Genomic DNA, 16,390 nt, shown 5'->3' on the forward strand with positions numbered 1-16,390 from the left:
TGATGGCGTAAAGAATGAATACACAAGATTTGGCAAAACTGCGTTCCATAGTGCCCGAGATGCGTCGCGTTCGGCACATTCACTTTGTCGGCATCGGCGGTGCCGGTATGGGCGGTATTGCCGAAGTGTTGGCTAATGAAGGTTACCAGATCAGCGGCTCCGACCTGGCGCCGAATCCGGTGACCCAGCAGCTGTCGCAGCTTGGCGCCACCATTTATTTCAACCATCGCCCGGAAAACGTGCGCGATGCCAGCGTTGTGGTCGTTTCCAGCGCGATTTCTGCGGATAACCCGGAAATCGTCGCCGCGCACGAAGCGCGTATCCCGGTGATCCGTCGTGCGGAAATGCTGGCGGAGCTGATGCGCTTCCGTCACGGGATCGCGATTGCCGGAACTCACGGCAAAACCACCACCACCGCGATGGTGTCCAGTATTTACGCCGAAGCCGGGCTGGACCCGACCTTCGTCAACGGCGGGTTGGTGAAAGCGGCGGGCGTGCATGCCCGTCTCGGCCATAGCCGTTACCTGATTGCGGAAGCGGATGAGAGCGATGCGTCGTTCCTGCATCTGCAGCCGATGGTCGCGATTGTGACCAACATCGAAGCCGACCATATGGATACCTACCATGGCGACTTCGAAAATCTGAAGCAGACCTTTATTAATTTCCTGCACAACCTGCCGTTCTACGGACGCGCGGTAATGTGCGTGGACGATCCGGTTATTCGTGAACTGCTGCCGCGCGTCGGCCGGCAGATCACCACCTACGGTTTCAGCGACGACGCCGACGTTCGCGTAGAAGACTACCGTCAGGTTGGGGCGCAGGGGCATTTCCGCCTGGTGCGTCAGGATAAAGAACTGCTGCAGGTGACGCTCAATGCCCCGGGACGCCATAACGCGCTGAACGCGGCGGCGGCGGTTGCCGTGGCGACGGAAGAGGGGATTGACGATCAGGCGATCCTGCGCGCGCTGGAAAGTTTCCAGGGAACCGGACGCCGCTTTGATTTTCTTGGCGAGTTTCCGCTGGCGGAAGTCAACGGCAAAGCGGGCAGCGCGATGCTGATCGATGACTACGGCCACCACCCGACGGAAGTCGATGCCACTATCAAAGCGGCGCGTGCCGGCTGGCCGGATAAAAATCTGGTGATGGTATTCCAGCCACACCGTTATACCCGTACTCGCGATCTGTACGATGATTTCGCCAACGTGCTGACCCAGGTCGATGCGCTGCTGATGCTCGATGTCTACCCGGCAGGCGAAGCGCCGATCCCGGGCGCCGACAGCCGCTCGCTGTGCCGTACGATCCGCGGTCGCGGTAAAGTCGACCCGATTCTGGTGTCCGACCCGGCGCAGGCCGCGGCGATGCTGGCGTCGGTGCTGACCGGTAACGATTTAGTGCTGGTGCAAGGTGCCGGAAACATTGGAAAAATCGCCCGTCACCTGGCTGAAATCAAACTGATCCCGCAAAAAACGGAGGAGGAGCGCCATGGCTGATAAAATCGCGGTGCTTTTCGGTGGAACCTCCGCTGAACGTGAAGTGTCGCTGAATTCAGGCGCCGCGGTGCTGGCCGGGCTGCGTGAAGCCGGGGTGGATGCCCATCCGGTTGACCCGCGCGATGTCGATATTACCCAGTTGAAAAAGCTGGGCTTTAAGAAAGCGTTTATTGCACTCCACGGCCGCGGCGGGGAAGATGGCACGCTGCAGGGGCTATTGGATCTGATCCAGCTGCCTTATACCGGCAGCGGCGTGATGGCTTCGGCGATTTCAATGGATAAACTGCGCAGCAAATGGCTGTGGCAGGGGGCCGGATTACCGGTCGCGCCGTGGGTGGCGCTGACCCGCGCCCAGTTTAGCGCCGGATTATCTGCTGATGTCGAACAGCAGATTGCGGCGCTGGGTCTGCCGCTCATCATCAAGCCCAGCCGCGAAGGCTCCAGCGTTGGGATGTCGAAAGTCAGCGAAAGCTGTGATTTAGCGAGTGCACTGGCGCTGGCTTTTCAGCATGATGATGAAGTTTTGGTCGAAAAATGGCTCAGTGGGCCGGAATTTACCGTCGCCATCGTCGGTGAAGAAATTTTACCGTCAATACGTATCCAGGCGGCTGGAACCTTCTATGATTATGAGGCGAAGTATCTCTCTGATGAGACGCAATATTTCTGCCCAGGATTGGAAGATCCAGCGCGTGAGTCAGCCATTCAGAGCCTGGTGCTTAAAGCCTGGAATGTTCTGGGTTGCAAAGGCTGGGGCCGTATTGACGTCATGCTGGACAGCGATGGCCAGTTTTATCTGCTGGAAGCGAATACTTCCCCGGGCATGACCAGCCATAGCCTTGTACCGATGGCGGCGCGTCAGGCAGGAATGAGCTTCTCCCAGCTTGTTGTACGAATTCTGGACCTGGCGGGGTGATATGTCGCAGGCTGCGCTGAATACGCGGAACCATGAAGAGGACGTTTCTTCTTCGCGTCGGAGTAATGGAACGCGGCTGGCAGGGATCGTTTTCCTGCTGGCGGTGCTGTTTACCGTGCTGGTCAGCGGGTGGATGGTTCTTGGCTGGATGGAAGACGCGCAGCGTTTACCGCTGTCGAAGATGGTGGTGACCGGCGAGCGTCACTATACGCGCAATGATGACATCCGCCAGGCGATCCTGGCGCTGGGTTCGCCGGGCACCTTTATGACTCAGGATGTGAACATCATTCAGAGTCAGATTGAACGTCTGCCATGGATTAAGCAAGCGAGCGTCCGAAAGCAGTGGCCCGATGAATTGAAGATTCATCTGGTTGAATATGTGCCGATTGCACGCTGGAATGATCAACATATGGTGGATGCAGAAGGAAATGCCTTCAGCGTGCCGGCGGATCGCACCAGCAAACAGAATTTACCGATGTTATATGGCCCGGAAGGCAGCGAGAACGAAGTGCTGCAAGGGTACCGTGACATGGGGCAGGTGCTGGCAAAGGATAAATTCACGTTGAAAGTGGCGGCAATGACCGCCCGTCGTTCCTGGCAGTTGACGCTTAATAATGACATTAAGCTCAACCTTGGCCGTGGCGACACCATGAAACGGCTTCAGCGCTTTATGGAACTCTACCCGGTTCTTCAGCAGCAGGCGCAGACCGACGGCAAACGGATTAGCTACGTTGATTTGCGTTATGACTCGGGTGCGGCAGTGGGCTGGGTACCTGCTCCCGCAGAGGAAACTAATCAACAACAGAATCAGGCACAGGCAGAACAACAATGATCAAGGCGACGGACAGAAAACTGGTAGTTGGACTGGAGATTGGCACCGCCAAGGTGGCCGCTTTAGTAGGGGAAGTTCTGCCCGACGGCATGATTAATATCATCGGCGTGGGCAGTTGCCCATCGCGTGGTATGGATAAAGGCGGTGTGAACGACCTCGAGTCGGTGGTGAAATGCGTACAGCGCGCCATCGACCAGGCCGAACTGATGGCGGATTGCCAGATTTCATCAGTTTATTTGGCTCTTTCGGGTAAACATATAAGCTGTCAGAATGAAATCGGGATGGTACCGATTTCGGAAGAAGAAGTGACGCTGGACGACGTCGAGAACGTGGTCCATACCGCGAAGTCGGTTCGCGTACGCGATGAGCATCGCGTCCTGCACGTGATTCCGCAGGAATATGCCATTGACTACCAGGAAGGGATAAAAAACCCGGTAGGGCTGTCCGGCGTGCGTATGCAGGCGAAGGTACATCTGATTACCTGCCATAACGATATGGCGAAAAACATTGTTAAAGCGGTGGAACGTTGTGGTCTGAAAGTTGACCAACTTATTTTCGCCGGTTTAGCGGCCAGTTATTCCGTATTAACAGAAGACGAACGTGAGCTGGGCGTCTGCGTGGTGGATATTGGCGGTGGTACAATGGATATCGCCGTCTATACCGGCGGCGCGCTGCGTCACACCAAAGTGATCCCGTACGCGGGCAACGTGGTGACCAGCGATATCGCCTATGCCTTCGGTACGCCGCCGAGCGACGCCGAAGCCATTAAGGTTCGTCACGGTTGCGCATTGGGTTCCATCGTCGGTAAAGACGAAAACGTCGAAGTACCGAGCGTAGGCGGACGGCCGCCGCGTAGCCTGCAGCGTCAGACGCTGGCTGAGGTGATTGAACCGCGCTATACCGAACTGCTTAATCTGGTCAATGAAGAGATCCTGCAGCTGCAGGAACAGCTCCGCCAGCAGGGGGTTAAACACCATCTGGCGGCGGGGATTGTGTTAACCGGCGGCGCGGCGCAAATTGAAGGTCTGGCGGCCTGTGCGCAGCGCGTGTTCCATACTCAGGTGCGCATTGGCGCGCCGCTGAACATCACCGGTTTAACGGACTATGCCCAGGAGCCGTATTATTCGACGGCGGTGGGGCTGCTGCACTACGGAAAAGAGTCACATCTGAGTGGTGAAGCGGAAGTCGAAAAACGCGTGACGGCGTCGGTGGGCTCGTGGATTAAGCGACTCAACAGCTGGCTGCGAAAAGAGTTTTAATTTTTTAAGAGAACGCAGACAATTAGCGTTCTCAGGCGACAGGCACAAAACGGAGAGAAACTATGTTTGAACCTATGGAACTGACCAACGACGCGGTGATTAAAGTCATCGGCGTCGGTGGCGGCGGCGGTAATGCCGTTGAACACATGGTGCGCGAGCGCATTGAGGGTGTTGAATTCTTCGCGGTGAACACCGATGCGCAGGCGCTGCGTAAAACGGCTGTTGGCCAGACTATCCAGATCGGTAGCGGTATTACCAAAGGTCTGGGCGCTGGCGCGAACCCGGAAGTCGGCCGTAATGCGGCGGACGAAGACCGTGAAGCGCTGCGTGCGGCCCTTGATGGCGCAGACATGGTGTTCATCGCGGCAGGCATGGGCGGCGGTACCGGTACCGGCGCGGCGCCTGTTGTTGCCGAAGTGGCTAAGGATCTGGGGATCCTCACCGTGGCGGTGGTCACTAAGCCGTTTAATTTTGAAGGCAAGAAGCGCATGGCGTTTGCTGAGCAGGGGATCACCGAGCTGTCCAAGCACGTTGACTCACTGATCACCATCCCGAACGACAAGCTGCTGAAAGTACTTGGCCGCGGCATTTCTCTGCTTGATGCGTTCGGCGCGGCAAACGACGTCCTCAAAGGCGCGGTGCAGGGTATCGCCGAACTGATCACCCGTCCGGGCCTGATGAACGTCGACTTTGCGGACGTCCGTACCGTGATGTCAGAAATGGGCTACGCGATGATGGGCTCCGGCGTGGCGAGCGGTGAAGACCGTGCGGAAGAAGCGGCTGAAATGGCTATCTCTTCTCCGCTGCTGGAAGATATCGACCTGTCCGGCGCGCGCGGCGTGCTGGTTAACATCACCGCGGGCTTCGACCTGCGTCTGGATGAGTTCGAAACCGTGGGTAACACCATCCGCGCATTTGCTTCGGATAACGCCACCGTGGTTATCGGTACCTCTCTGGACCCGGATATGAACGACGAACTGCGCGTCACCGTAGTGGCGACCGGTATCGGCATGGACAAGCGTCCGGAAATTACCCTGGTGACCAACAAACAGGTTCAGCAGCCGGTGATGGATCGCTACCAGCAGCACGGTATGTCCCCGCTGACGCAAGAGCAGAAGCCGGCGGCAAAAGTGGTGAACGACAATACGCCGCAAACCGCGAAAGAGCCGGATTATCTGGATATCCCAGCCTTCCTGCGTAAGCAAGCCGATTAAGAATCGACTGGAAGTTGGGCATCTGCGCTCTTTGTGCTAAACTGGCCTCCCGATAGTGGTGTACACTTCGGTTGGATAGGTAAATTGGCGAGATTATACGATGATCAAACAAAGGACTCTTAAACGTATCGTTCAGGCGACTGGTGTCGGTTTGCATACCGGCAAGAAAGTCACACTGACGTTACGCCCTGCGCCGGCAAATACCGGGGTCATCTATCGTCGCACCGACTTGAATCCACCGGTAGATTTTCCGGCTGATGCCAAATCTGTGCGTGATACCATGCTCTGTACTTGCCTGGTTAATGAGCATGACGTGCGGATTTCTACGGTTGAACACCTGAACGCCGCATTGGCTGGCCTGGGTATCGACAACATTATTGTTGAAGTCGATGCACCGGAAATCCCGATTATGGACGGCAGTGCGGCTCCGTTCGTTTATTTGTTGCTGGACGCCGGCATCGATGAACTGAACTGCGCCAAGAAATTTGTACGTATCAAAGAGACGGTTCGCGTCGAAGATGGCGACAAATGGGCTGAATTCAAACCGTACAATGGTTTTTCGCTGGACTTTACCATCGATTTTAACCATCCGGCGATTGATGCCAGCACCCAGCGCTATACGCTGAACTTCTCGGCCGATGCGTTCATGCGTCAGATTAGTCGTGCGCGTACCTTCGGTTTCATGCGCGATATCGAATATCTGCAGTCCCGCGGCCTGTGCCTGGGCGGCAGCTTCGATTGTGCCATCGTTGTTGACGATTATCGCGTACTGAACGAAGACGGTCTGCGCTTTGAAGACGAATTTGTTCGCCACAAAATGCTGGATGCGATCGGTGACCTGTTTATGTGTGGTCACAACATTATCGGCGCATTCACGGCGTACAAATCGGGTCACGCGTTGAATAACAAACTGCTGCAGGCTGTTCTGGCAAAACAGGAAGCCTGGGAGTATGTGACCTTCGAAGACGACGCAAAACTGCCAATGGCGTTCCGCGCACCGTCGATGGTTTTGGCGTAAGCCTGACCATTCAGTAAATTCGACTGGTAACCTGGTACTCTCTCCGACCAGGGAACCAGTCGTTTTTCTTTTATAGCCTCTTCCCGTTATTTTTCGCTGCGATTTCTGGGTAATAATTAGCGCGCGTTCGCTGCTTTATTAAGCGTTTTCCCCGGGCAACAGCCTTCATTCATGCTGCCTCAGCGCGCTATTAATGTTAGTATTTGAGCGCAAAATTATTTCTCCGGGTTGCTTTACCCCGTGGACATCAGGTTGTCCTGCGAAAAACGTTAATAAAGAGACAGCCTGAACGACAACGGGTATACCAAAGAAAGGTAATGAACGTGAGTGGATTGCTGACGCGCTGGCGACAGTTTGGCAGACGGTATTTTTGGCCGCATCTCCTGTTGGGGATGGTCGCGGCCAGCCTCGGCCTGCCTGCGCTAAGCAACGGCCATGAGACCGCGACGCCAGCGAAGGCGACCGCCAGCAACCATAATCCGAGCAAAGTTAATTTCTCCCAGCTGGCGCTGCTGGAGACGAATCGCCGGCCAAACTTTACCGTCGACTACTGGCATCAGCACGCCATTCGCACCGTTATTCGTCATCTCTCTTTCGCCATGGCGCCGCAGGCCTTGCCGGTGGCGGAAGAAGCGTCCCCGCTGCAGGCGCAGCATCTGGCGCTGCTCGACACGCTCAGCGCGCTGCTGACGCAGGACAGCACGCCGCCGGTGGTGTTCCGCCAGGCGGCGTATATCCCTTCCTCATATTCTGCCTTCCGCGTCAGCGCCTGGATAAGCCAGGTGGCGGGGATCCGCGCAGGGCCTCAACGTCTCAGCTGAAAATAACCACGGACTATCCTATTTTTTGTGACTCCGCACCGCGGGGCGTTTGAGATTTTATTATGCTTATTAAAATGTTAACCAAGGTTTTCGGCAGCCGTAACGACCGTACGCTGCGTCGTATGCGCAAAGTCGTCAATATCATCAACGGTATGGAACCGGCGATGGAAAAACTCTCTGATGACGAGCTGAAAGCGAAAACCGCTGAATTCCGCGCGCGCCTGGAAAAAGGCGAAGTGCTGGAAAACCTGATCCCTGAAGCTTTCGCCGTCGTTCGCGAAGCCAGTAAGCGCGTGTTCGGCATGCGTCACTTCGACGTCCAGCTGCTGGGCGGTATGGTGCTTAACGATCGCTGCATCGCAGAGATGCGTACCGGTGAAGGTAAAACCCTGACCGCGACCCTGCCGGCCTACCTCAACGCGCTGACCGGCAAAGGCGTTCACGTGGTGACCGTCAACGATTATCTGGCCCAGCGTGACGCCGAAAATAACCGCCCGCTGTTCGAATTCCTCGGCATGACCGTTGGCATCAACATGTCCGGCCTGCCGGCGCCGGCGAAGCGTGAAGCCTACGCTGCCGATATCACCTATGGCACCAACAACGAATACGGCTTCGATTACCTGCGCGACAACATGGCCTTCAGCCCGGAAGAGCGCGTTCAGCGTAAACTGCACTATGCGCTGGTGGATGAGGTGGACTCCATCCTGATCGATGAGGCGCGTACCCCGCTGATCATTTCCGGCCCGGCGGAAGACAGCTCTGAAATGTACCGCAAGGTCAACAAGATCATTCCACACCTGATCCGTCAGGAAAAAGAGGATTCGGACACCTTCACCGGTGAAGGCCACTTCTCGGTGGATGAAAAAGCGCGTCAGGTTAACCTGACCGAACGCGGTCTGGTACTGATTGAAGAGCTGCTGGTACAGGAAGGCATTATGGATGAAGGTGAGTCCCTGTACTCCCCGACCAACATTATGCTGATGCACCACGTTACCGCCGCGCTGCGCGCCCATGCGCTGTTCACCCGCGACGTTGACTACATCGTTAAAGATGGTGAAGTTATCATCGTTGATGAGCACACTGGCCGTACGATGCAGGGCCGCCGCTGGTCCGATGGCCTGCACCAGGCCGTTGAGGCCAAAGAGGGCGTGGAGATCCAGAACGAGAACCAGACCCTGGCCTCTATCACCTTCCAGAACTATTTCCGTCTGTATGAGAAACTGGCGGGGATGACCGGTACCGCCGATACTGAAGCCTTTGAATTCAGCTCCATCTACAAGCTGGATACCGTGGTCGTCCCGACCAACCGTCCGATGATCCGTAAAGACATGGCGGATCTGGTCTATATGACCGAAGCGGAAAAAATTCAGGCGATTATCGAAGATATTAAAACCCGTACCGCAGCCGGTCAGCCGGTGTTGGTGGGGACAATCTCGATCGAGAAATCGGAAGTGGTTTCCCGTGAGCTGACCAAAGCCGGCATTAAGCACAACGTTCTGAACGCCAAATTCCACGCCAGCGAAGCGGACATCGTCGCCCAGGCAGGCTATCCTTCCGCGGTGACCATCGCTACCAACATGGCGGGCCGTGGTACCGATATTATGCTCGGCGGTAGCTGGCAGGCGGAAGTCGCGGCGCTGGAAAACCCAACGCCTGAGCAGATTGAACAAATCAAAGCCGACTGGCAGGTGCGCCACGATGCGGTACTGGCCGCAGGCGGCCTGCACATCATCGGTACCGAGCGTCATGAATCGCGCCGTATCGATAACCAGCTGCGCGGCCGTGCCGGTCGTCAGGGGGATGCCGGTTCTTCCCGCTTCTACCTGTCGATGGAAGATGCCCTGATGCGTATCTTCGCCTCCGATCGCGTATCCGGCATGATGCGTAAACTGGGGATGAAACCCGGCGAAGCCATTGAGCACCCGTGGGTCACCAAGGCTATCGCCAACGCACAGCGTAAAGTCGAGAGCCGTAACTTCGATATTCGTAAGCAGCTGCTGGAATATGATGATGTGGCCAACGACCAGCGCCGGGCAATTTACACCCAGCGTAACGAACTGCTGGACGTGTCTGACGTCAGCGAAACCATCAACAGCATCCGCGAAGACGTGTTTAAGGCGACTATCGATGCCCATATTCCGCCGCAGTCGCTGGAGGAAATGTGGGATATCGAAGGCCTGCAGGAGCGTCTGAAAAACGACTTCGACCTCGACCTGCCAATCAAAGAGTGGCTGGATAAAGAGCCGGAGCTGCATGAAGAGACCCTGCGCGAACGTATTCTGCAGAGCGCGGTAGAGACCTACCAGCGTAAAGAAGAAGTGGTCGGCGCCGAAATGATGCGCCACTTCGAGAAAGGCGTGATGCTGCAGACCCTGGATTCGCTGTGGAAAGAACACCTGGCGGCGATGGACTACCTGCGCCAGGGTATCCACCTGCGCGGCTATGCGCAGAAAGATCCGAAGCAGGAGTACAAGCGCGAATCGTTCTCTATGTTTGCCGCGATGCTGGAGTCACTGAAGTATGAAGTGATCAGCACCCTGAGCAAAGTGCAGGTGCGGATGCCGGAAGAAGTCGAGGCGATGGAGCAGCAGCGTCGTGAAGAGGCCGAGCGCCTGGCGCAGATGCAGCAGCTCAGCCATCAGAGCGATGATGAAGCCGCTGCACAGGATCTGGCGGCGCAAACCGGCGAACGTAAAGTGGGGCGTAACGATCCCTGCCCGTGCGGTTCCGGTAAAAAATACAAACAGTGCCATGGCCGTCTGAGCTAAGGGCTGATAAAAAAACAAAGGCGCAGAGTTCTGCGCCTTTTTTATGGAGCTGATTCAATGAAAAAACTGCAAATCGCCGTAGGGATAATTCGCAATCCAGAAGGCGACATCTTTATTACCCAGCGCGCCGCCGATGCCCATATGGCGAATAAACTGGAGTTCCCGGGCGGGAAGATTGAATCTGCTGAAACGCCAGAGCAGGCATTGATCCGCGAGCTACAGGAAGAGGTGGGGATTACGGTCACCACGTTTTCACTATTTGATAAGCTGGAGTATCAGTTCCCCGATCGCCACATTACGCTGTGGTTTTTCCTCGTGGAAAGCTGGGAAGGCGAGCCCTGGGGCAAAGAAGGGCAGCCGGGACAGTGGATGGCGCGGCAGGCGCTGGATCCGGCGGCGTTTCCCCCGGCTAATGAACCGGTTATCCGCAAACTTATCGCCCAGGGCTGAGCCCCGGGTCGGGAGACTAACCCAACAGGCGTTGGGTTAGCGTGCCGTCAAATCAGGGCTGCTGTTCGCTCCAGTCATCGCTATCGGAGAGATCGCCCGCGCTGGGGATGCGCTTCTCCTCTGCTGCCCATTCTCCCAAATCGATCAGCTGGCAGCGCTTGCTGCAGAACGGACGATAGGGGCTTTGTTCGCCCCAAACCACATTTTTGCCGCAGGTCGGACAATTGACGATGGTCTCTTCTGACATGTTATCTCCTTAACAGCAGGCCAGTTCAAAATCAAAGCGCTCCGGCACGATCCCATACTCACTGTCCAGCGGCAGGAAGCGGATGGCGAAACGGCTCTTATGGCCGGAGATCTGCGGATAAAGCTGGTGGGCCAGATCGAGACGCAGGCGCAGCAGATCGGCATCTTCGCCATTATCCTGATAAAAGCCATTGAGGCTGGTCTGTTTGCGAAACTGCCCGGAGTTACGGATCAGATCGAGGATCAGGCTCAGGGACTGGACCAAAGGATCGAGGCTGGCAAGCCAACTGGCCACCTGCTCGTCACGATGCGCCTGCGGCATATGGAGCCAGATATGCAGGGTCGGTAAATCGAAGCTGCAGCAGCCTCCAGGGATACTCAGACGCTGACGCACTAGCGCAATCAGGCGATCTTCACGCAGAAACTGACCAATGCGCGGCGCGGCCATCAGGGTGCTGGAAGACTGCTTGAGCTGCTGGCGCAGCGCGTTAATGCGCTCCTGATCGACTCCCGGCACTTCTGCCCAGGACTGGAGCTTACGCTGCTGGCGCTCCAGCTCTTTGACCAGATCGGTACGCACCTCGCCGCGCTCCAGGACATCCAGCAGATCGCCGGCGTTACGGAAAAAATGGAGCGCATCGGCATGGCTGGCAATCATCGGATGGAAAGCCATCTGCTGGATCAGAAATTCGATGCGCAGCCAGGTGCGCATTTTCTCATTAAGAGGATGTTCAAACAGAACGGGGGTATGCATTACGAGTTTTCCTGTGAGGCGGCCTGCGATGCCAGCGTTAAGTACTTTTCGTGCAGGCGGGCAACATCCGATGCCACTGCATCCGGCGTGCCAGTGTTTTCAATAACATCGTCCGCGACGGCCAGGCGCTGCTCGCGCGTGGCCTGGGCGGCAAGAATATGTTCAGCATGTTCGCGGCTGACCTTATCGCGCAGCATGGTGCGTTCGATTTGCGTCTCTTTTGGCACATCGACGACCAGGACGCGATCGGCCTGGCTGGACAGGCGGTTTTCGACCAGCAAAGGTACGACCCAGAGGAGATAAGGGGAGGTGGCGGCCTGCATCTGGCGGCGCGTTTCCTGCTGAATTAGCGGATGCAACAGCGCGTTGAGCCAGGCTTTTTCCTCCACCTGAGCAAAAATTTTTTCCCGCAGCAGACGGCGGTTTAGCGTGCCGTCGGGAGCAATCATCTGTGGCCCGAAGTGGCCGGCAATGGCCTGGAGCGCCGGGGTGCCGGGTTCGACTACCTGGCGGGCGATAACATCGGCATCGATAACGTTAATCCCGAGCTGCGCGAAGGCGTCGGCAACCGTACTTTTACCGCTGCCAATCCCGCCTGTTAACGCGACTGTGTACCCCATATCTTCTGACCCTGAAACGGATTGCTCGTATTTTTTGGTATTCAGACAGCGAGGACGGGCAGTATGCCGGAGAGGCGACAGCGATCTTGTCGTGATGGCCCCGTGCCAACCGGGAGCGCCGTCCGCTATTCTGTTTATTTTAATCAAGCAAATCAAATGGTTAAAAATAATACGCTGGCGGGTGGAGACATAAGCGCTTTTTTCTCCATTCACCAGGTAAATTTATACGATTGTAGCGTAAAAAAAGTGAAAATCGCAGTCTTGCGCGGGCCTGATTCGTGCGTATGATAACGTCACTGGAGTTGTGCTCTCACATTAATGCCATTAACCCCAGGAATTCGCACATGCGTATTGAAGAAGATCTGAAGCTTGGTTTCAAAGACGTTCTTATCCGCCCGAAACGCTCTACCCTCAAAAGCCGTTCTGATGTTGAGCTGGAACGTGAATTCACCTTTAAACATTCAGGCCTGACCTGGTCCGGCGTGCCGATTATTGCGGCAAACATGGATACCGTCGGCACCTTCAGCATGGCGAAAGCGCTGGCCACTTTTGGCATTCTGACCGCAGTACACAAGCACTACACCGCAGAAGAATGGCAGGCGTTTGTCCAGAGCGTATCCGCAGACGTTCTCAAGCATGTGATGGTTTCCACCGGTACTTCCGACGCGGATTTCGATAAAACGCAACAGATCCTCTCTGAGAACCCACAGTTGAATTTTGTGTGCATTGACGTCGCCAATGGCTACTCTGAACACTTCGTTCAGTTTGTGGCGAAGGCGCGCGAAGCCTGGCCGCAAAAAACCATTATCGCCGGGAACGTGGTCACCGGTGAAATGTGCGAAGAGCTGATCCTCTCCGGCGCCGATATCGTCAAAGTTGGCATTGGCCCGGGGTCCGTTTGCACCACCCGTGTCAAAAGCGGGGTCGGCTACCCGCAGCTCTCCGCCGTGATCGAGTGTGCTGATGCCGCACACGGCCTTGGCGGCCAGATCATCAGCGATGGCGGTTGCACCATGCCGGGCGATGTGGCGAAAGCCTTCGGCGGCGGCGCTGATTTCGTGATGCTCGGCGGTATGCTGGCGGGCCACGAAGAGAGCGGCGGTACTGTGGTTGAAGAGAACGGTGAAAAATTTATGCTGTTTTACGGTATGAGCTCCGAGTCGGCGATGACCCGCCATGTAGGCGGTGTCGCGAAATACCGCGCGGCGGAAGGGAAAACCGTGAAGCTGCCGCTGCGTGGCCCGGTGGACAATACCGCGCGCGACATTCTCGGCGGCCTGCGTTCAGCCTGCACCTACGTTGGCGCCTCGCGACTGAAAGAGCTGACCAAACGCACCACCTTTATCCGCGTTCAGGAACAAGAGAACCGGGTATTCAACAGCCTGTAACCGGCTGCGCTGGCACCTGCGCGGTGCCAGCGTTTCTCATCCTCCCGCCCCGCCAATGGCATCGCCCAGGTGAAAAACGGGCAAATACATCGCCACCACCAGGATCCCAACCAGCGAGCCGGTTATTACCAGCATCAGGGGTTCCAGATGCGCAGCCAGACTGTCGGCTCGCTGATGGGTCTGCTCACGATGATGATGCGCCAGGTTTTCCAGCATCTGATCCAGCGCCCCCGCGCTTTCCCCCGTACGGATGAGCTGCAGACACAGCGGTGTAAATCCGCCGCAGCGGCTTAACGCCTGCCAGATCGGATCCCCCTGAACGATCAGCGCGCGGGCCTGCGCCAGGCGCTGGCGCCACAGCGGGCACGACAGGGTCTCTTCAACGCTTTGCAGCCCCTGCAGAAAGCTGATACCAGCGCTTTGGGTTAACGCCAGAACGGTGAATATCAGGCTCAGCTGTTGGCCGCCGATCAGGGGGCCGACGAGAGGGAGCGCGTTAAGCAGCTGCTGGCGACGCAGCAGCCAGTCGGCGCGCTGCCGGACCAGCTGGTTGAGCAGCAGCGGGCTCAGCAGAAAGGCCAACAGCAACGGCCAGCCGCGGCTCAGCATGTCGCCTGCCGCAATAACCATTCGCGTCAACAACGGCAGCGGCGTATTGAACGTCTGGTAGATGGCGGTGAATTCGGGAAGGACAAAATAGAGCATTCCAAGCACCACCAGCAACGCCAGAGTGAGCACGATTAGCGGGTAGCGCAGCGCCTTTTTGACCTTGCCGGCAAGCCGCTGCTGCTCCTGCTGCTGCTTGGCCAGCTGCTGGCAGCAAATATCGAGCTTGCCCGTCAGTTCGCCGGTGCTAATCATCGCCAGATACAGTGGCGGAAAAGCCTGCGGCCACTGCGCCAGTGCGGCAGAGAAGGCTACGCCCTGGGCCAGTTCGCGGCCCAGCGCCTCAAGCAGCGCCTGCCACTGCGCATGCGGTTGCTGCTGCGCCAACAGCGATAGCCCTTCCGCCAGCGGTAGCCCGGCCTGCAGCAGGGTTGCCAACTGGCGGATGGTTTCGCTGCTGTAGCGCGGGTGCCACAGGCTTTGCTTCACCGAACAGCGGCGTATAGCCAGCGGCATGATGCGCTGCTGCTGGAGGTGATGCAGCACCTCCGGACGACAGGCTTGCCATAGCATCCCCTGACAAGGAGCGCCTTGTGCATCGACGCCTCGCCAGCGCCAGAGACGCTTAGTCGCCATGGGGGATCCCCAGCACCCGCACCACCTCTTCGAGGCTCGTCAACCCCTGTTCGATAGCCTGACATCCGCTTTCAAAGAGCGTCATCATGCCCGCGGCTCGCGCCAGAGATTCGATCTCAAGGGCGTTGAGTCCCTGGACTATCCCCTGACGTAGCCCCGGGGTGACAGGCAAGACCTCGAACAGCGCCAGACGGCCATGATACCCGTGATAACAGTTTTCGCAGCCTGCTGCCTGCCAGCGCGGTAGCGGGCGGGGCCACAGACTGTGCGGCAGGTCGGCGGCGCTGCCGGCATTGCGCCGGCAGTGGGGGCAAAGCTTGCGGACCAGACGCTGGGCGATAACCAGCGAGAGCGCAGAAGAGATCATCCAGCGGGCGATGCCCATTTGCTGCAGGCGAGTGAGGGTTTCGCTGGTGGAATTGGTGTGCAGGGTTGAGAGCACCAGATGGCCCGTTTGAGCGGCTTTCAGCGCGATTTCAGCGGTTTCGGCATCGCGGATTTCACCCACCATCACAATATCCGGGTCCTGGCGTAACAGGGCGCGCAGGACGCTGTGAAAGGTCAGCCCGGCGCGCGGATTGATTTGCGTCTGGTTCATCCCGGCGATAGGGATCTCCAGAGGATCCTCGACGCTACAGATGTTCACTTGCTCTCGGTTTCGGGCCTGCAGGGCGCTGTAGAGGGTCACCGTTTTCCCGCTTCCGGTTGGGCCAGTGACCAGCAGCAGCCCCTGCGGCTGATTCAGGGCCTGGCGAAAGGCCGCCAGCTGAGAGGATGAGAGGCCGAGAGCCTCCAGATCCAGCGCCTGGTCAACCTGATGCAGAAGGCGCAGGACAATTTTCTCGCCATAGCGGCAGGGCAGGGTGGCGATGCGAAAGGAGAGCGGCCGTCCGGCGAGGTTCAGCGCGAACTGACCATCCTGCGGCAAACGATGCTCGGCGATATCGAGATTGGCCATCACCTTGAGTCGTGCGATAACCGGCGCGGCCAGCTCGGGCGCCAGCAGCGGCAGCGCGTGTAGCACGCCATCGACACGCAGGCGGATCCTTAAGTGCGCTTCCGTGGGCTCGATATGAATATCGGACGCCCGCTGACGCAGGGCCTGCTCGAGGATCTGGTTGACCCGCTCGGCGATGTTTTCCGGCCCTGCATTTTGCGCCAGCAGCGCCTGCTTTTCCTGGACTTGCAGGCGCTTATCCATCTGCTCCTGGCTCCAGCATTCAATATCGATCCGTTTTTGCGTCGCGAAACGCAGCGCCTCCATTAGCTCCGTCGGTGGGGTATCGACCACCGCAATGGATATCGTCTGCTCATCGCTGTGTAGCAGCAGGGCGTGATGGCGACGACAGAGAGGGATCAGCTGTTCTGTTTTCAT

The 16,390-nt window shown here is 57.4% G+C and carries 15 protein-coding genes; 10 read left to right on the forward strand and 5 right to left on the reverse strand.

The features are described from left to right. The first annotated feature begins 14 nt into the window (after positions 1–14). The 9 genes from murC (at position 15) to mutT (ending at position 10,765) form a co-directional block, all read left to right on the forward strand. A complete protein-coding gene (gene murC / locus ACOI7Z_RS15620) occupies positions 15–1,490 on the forward strand; it encodes a UDP-N-acetylmuramate--L-alanine ligase (protein ID WP_065882758.1) in 1,476 nt (491 codons plus the stop codon). Next, positions 1,483–2,403, forward strand: a complete 921-nt coding sequence (locus tag ACOI7Z_RS15625) for a D-alanine--D-alanine ligase (RefSeq protein ID WP_085551405.1) — start codon at positions 1,483–1,485, stop codon at positions 2,401–2,403. Before murC ends, ACOI7Z_RS15625 begins: the two co-directional genes overlap by 8 nt. 1 nt (position 2,404) lies before the next feature. Beyond that, a complete protein-coding gene (gene ftsQ / locus ACOI7Z_RS15630) occupies positions 2,405–3,235 on the forward strand; it encodes a cell division protein FtsQ (protein WP_004204342.1) in 831 nt (276 codons plus the stop codon). After that, positions 3,232–4,494, forward strand: coding sequence for a cell division protein FtsA (gene ftsA / locus ACOI7Z_RS15635; protein ID WP_004204343.1), 1,263 nt, complete (start codon positions 3,232–3,234; stop codon positions 4,492–4,494). Before ftsQ ends, ftsA begins: the two co-directional genes overlap by 4 nt. A 62-nt stretch (positions 4,495–4,556) precedes the next feature. Continuing rightward, positions 4,557–5,708, forward strand: a complete 1,152-nt coding sequence (gene ftsZ / locus ACOI7Z_RS15640; RefSeq protein ID WP_002888628.1) for a cell division protein FtsZ — start codon at positions 4,557–4,559, stop codon at positions 5,706–5,708. Between the two features lie 100 nt (positions 5,709–5,808). After that, the gene (gene lpxC, locus ACOI7Z_RS15645; RefSeq protein ID WP_002888632.1) at positions 5,809–6,726 is read left to right on the forward strand and encodes a UDP-3-O-acyl-N-acetylglucosamine deacetylase; all 918 of its coding nucleotides are present in this window, start codon (positions 5,809–5,811) and stop codon (positions 6,724–6,726) included. A gap of 323 nt (positions 6,727–7,049) precedes the next feature. Further along, positions 7,050–7,547 carry a secA translation cis-regulator SecM gene (gene secM, locus ACOI7Z_RS15650; RefSeq protein ID WP_196531386.1) on the forward strand — a complete coding sequence of 166 codons (498 nt, stop codon included), beginning with the start codon at positions 7,050–7,052 and terminating at the stop codon, positions 7,545–7,547. Between the two features lie 62 nt (positions 7,548–7,609). After that, positions 7,610–10,315, forward strand: a complete 2,706-nt coding sequence (secA, locus tag ACOI7Z_RS15655; RefSeq protein ID WP_023291985.1) for a preprotein translocase subunit SecA — start codon at positions 7,610–7,612, stop codon at positions 10,313–10,315. Between the two features lie 57 nt (positions 10,316–10,372). After that, positions 10,373–10,765 carry an 8-oxo-dGTP diphosphatase MutT gene (gene mutT / locus ACOI7Z_RS15660; RefSeq protein ID WP_004204347.1) on the forward strand — a complete coding sequence of 131 codons (393 nt, stop codon included), beginning with the start codon at positions 10,373–10,375 and terminating at the stop codon, positions 10,763–10,765. A gap of 52 nt (positions 10,766–10,817) precedes the next feature. Here the strand turns inward: mutT and yacG are convergent, their stop codons facing one another. Genes yacG through coaE form a run of 3 tightly spaced genes read right to left on the reverse strand, consistent with a single transcriptional unit; the run spans position 10,818 to position 12,385 of the window. Then, positions 10,818–11,012, reverse strand: coding sequence for a DNA gyrase inhibitor YacG (gene yacG / locus ACOI7Z_RS15665; RefSeq protein WP_004204348.1), 195 nt, complete (start codon positions 11,010–11,012; stop codon positions 10,818–10,820). A 9-nt stretch (positions 11,013–11,021) separates the two neighbouring features. Beyond that, entirely contained in the window at positions 11,022–11,765 is a 744-nt protein-coding gene (gene zapD / locus ACOI7Z_RS15670) for a cell division protein ZapD (RefSeq protein WP_017901182.1), read from the reverse strand. Next, positions 11,765–12,385, reverse strand: a complete 621-nt coding sequence (gene coaE / locus ACOI7Z_RS15675; protein ID WP_032453842.1) for a dephospho-CoA kinase — start codon at positions 12,383–12,385, stop codon at positions 11,765–11,767. Before coaE ends, zapD begins: the two co-directional genes overlap by 1 nt. Positions 12,386–12,729: 344 nt before the next feature. On the opposite strand from coaE, the gene ACOI7Z_RS15680 reads away from it, so the two are divergent. Continuing rightward, on the forward strand, positions 12,730–13,773 hold the full coding sequence (locus ACOI7Z_RS15680) for a GMP reductase (protein WP_420702355.1): 1,044 nt from the start codon (positions 12,730–12,732) through the stop codon (positions 13,771–13,773). 36 nt (positions 13,774–13,809) lie between these two features. Here ACOI7Z_RS15680 and hofC read toward each other — a convergent pair whose 3' ends face one another. After that, positions 13,810–15,015, reverse strand: coding sequence for a protein transport protein HofC (gene hofC / locus ACOI7Z_RS15685; protein WP_087849885.1), 1,206 nt, complete (start codon positions 15,013–15,015; stop codon positions 13,810–13,812). After that, complete coding sequence (gspE, locus tag ACOI7Z_RS15690) at positions 15,005–16,390, reverse strand: type II secretion system protein GspE (RefSeq protein WP_023291990.1); 1,386 nt, start codon at positions 16,388–16,390, stop codon at positions 15,005–15,007. Before gspE ends, hofC begins: the two co-directional genes overlap by 11 nt.

It is taken from the genome of Klebsiella sp. C283 (assembly GCF_048822555.1).
GTDB classification, from domain to species: Bacteria; Pseudomonadota; Gammaproteobacteria; order Enterobacterales; family Enterobacteriaceae; genus Klebsiella; species Klebsiella quasipneumoniae.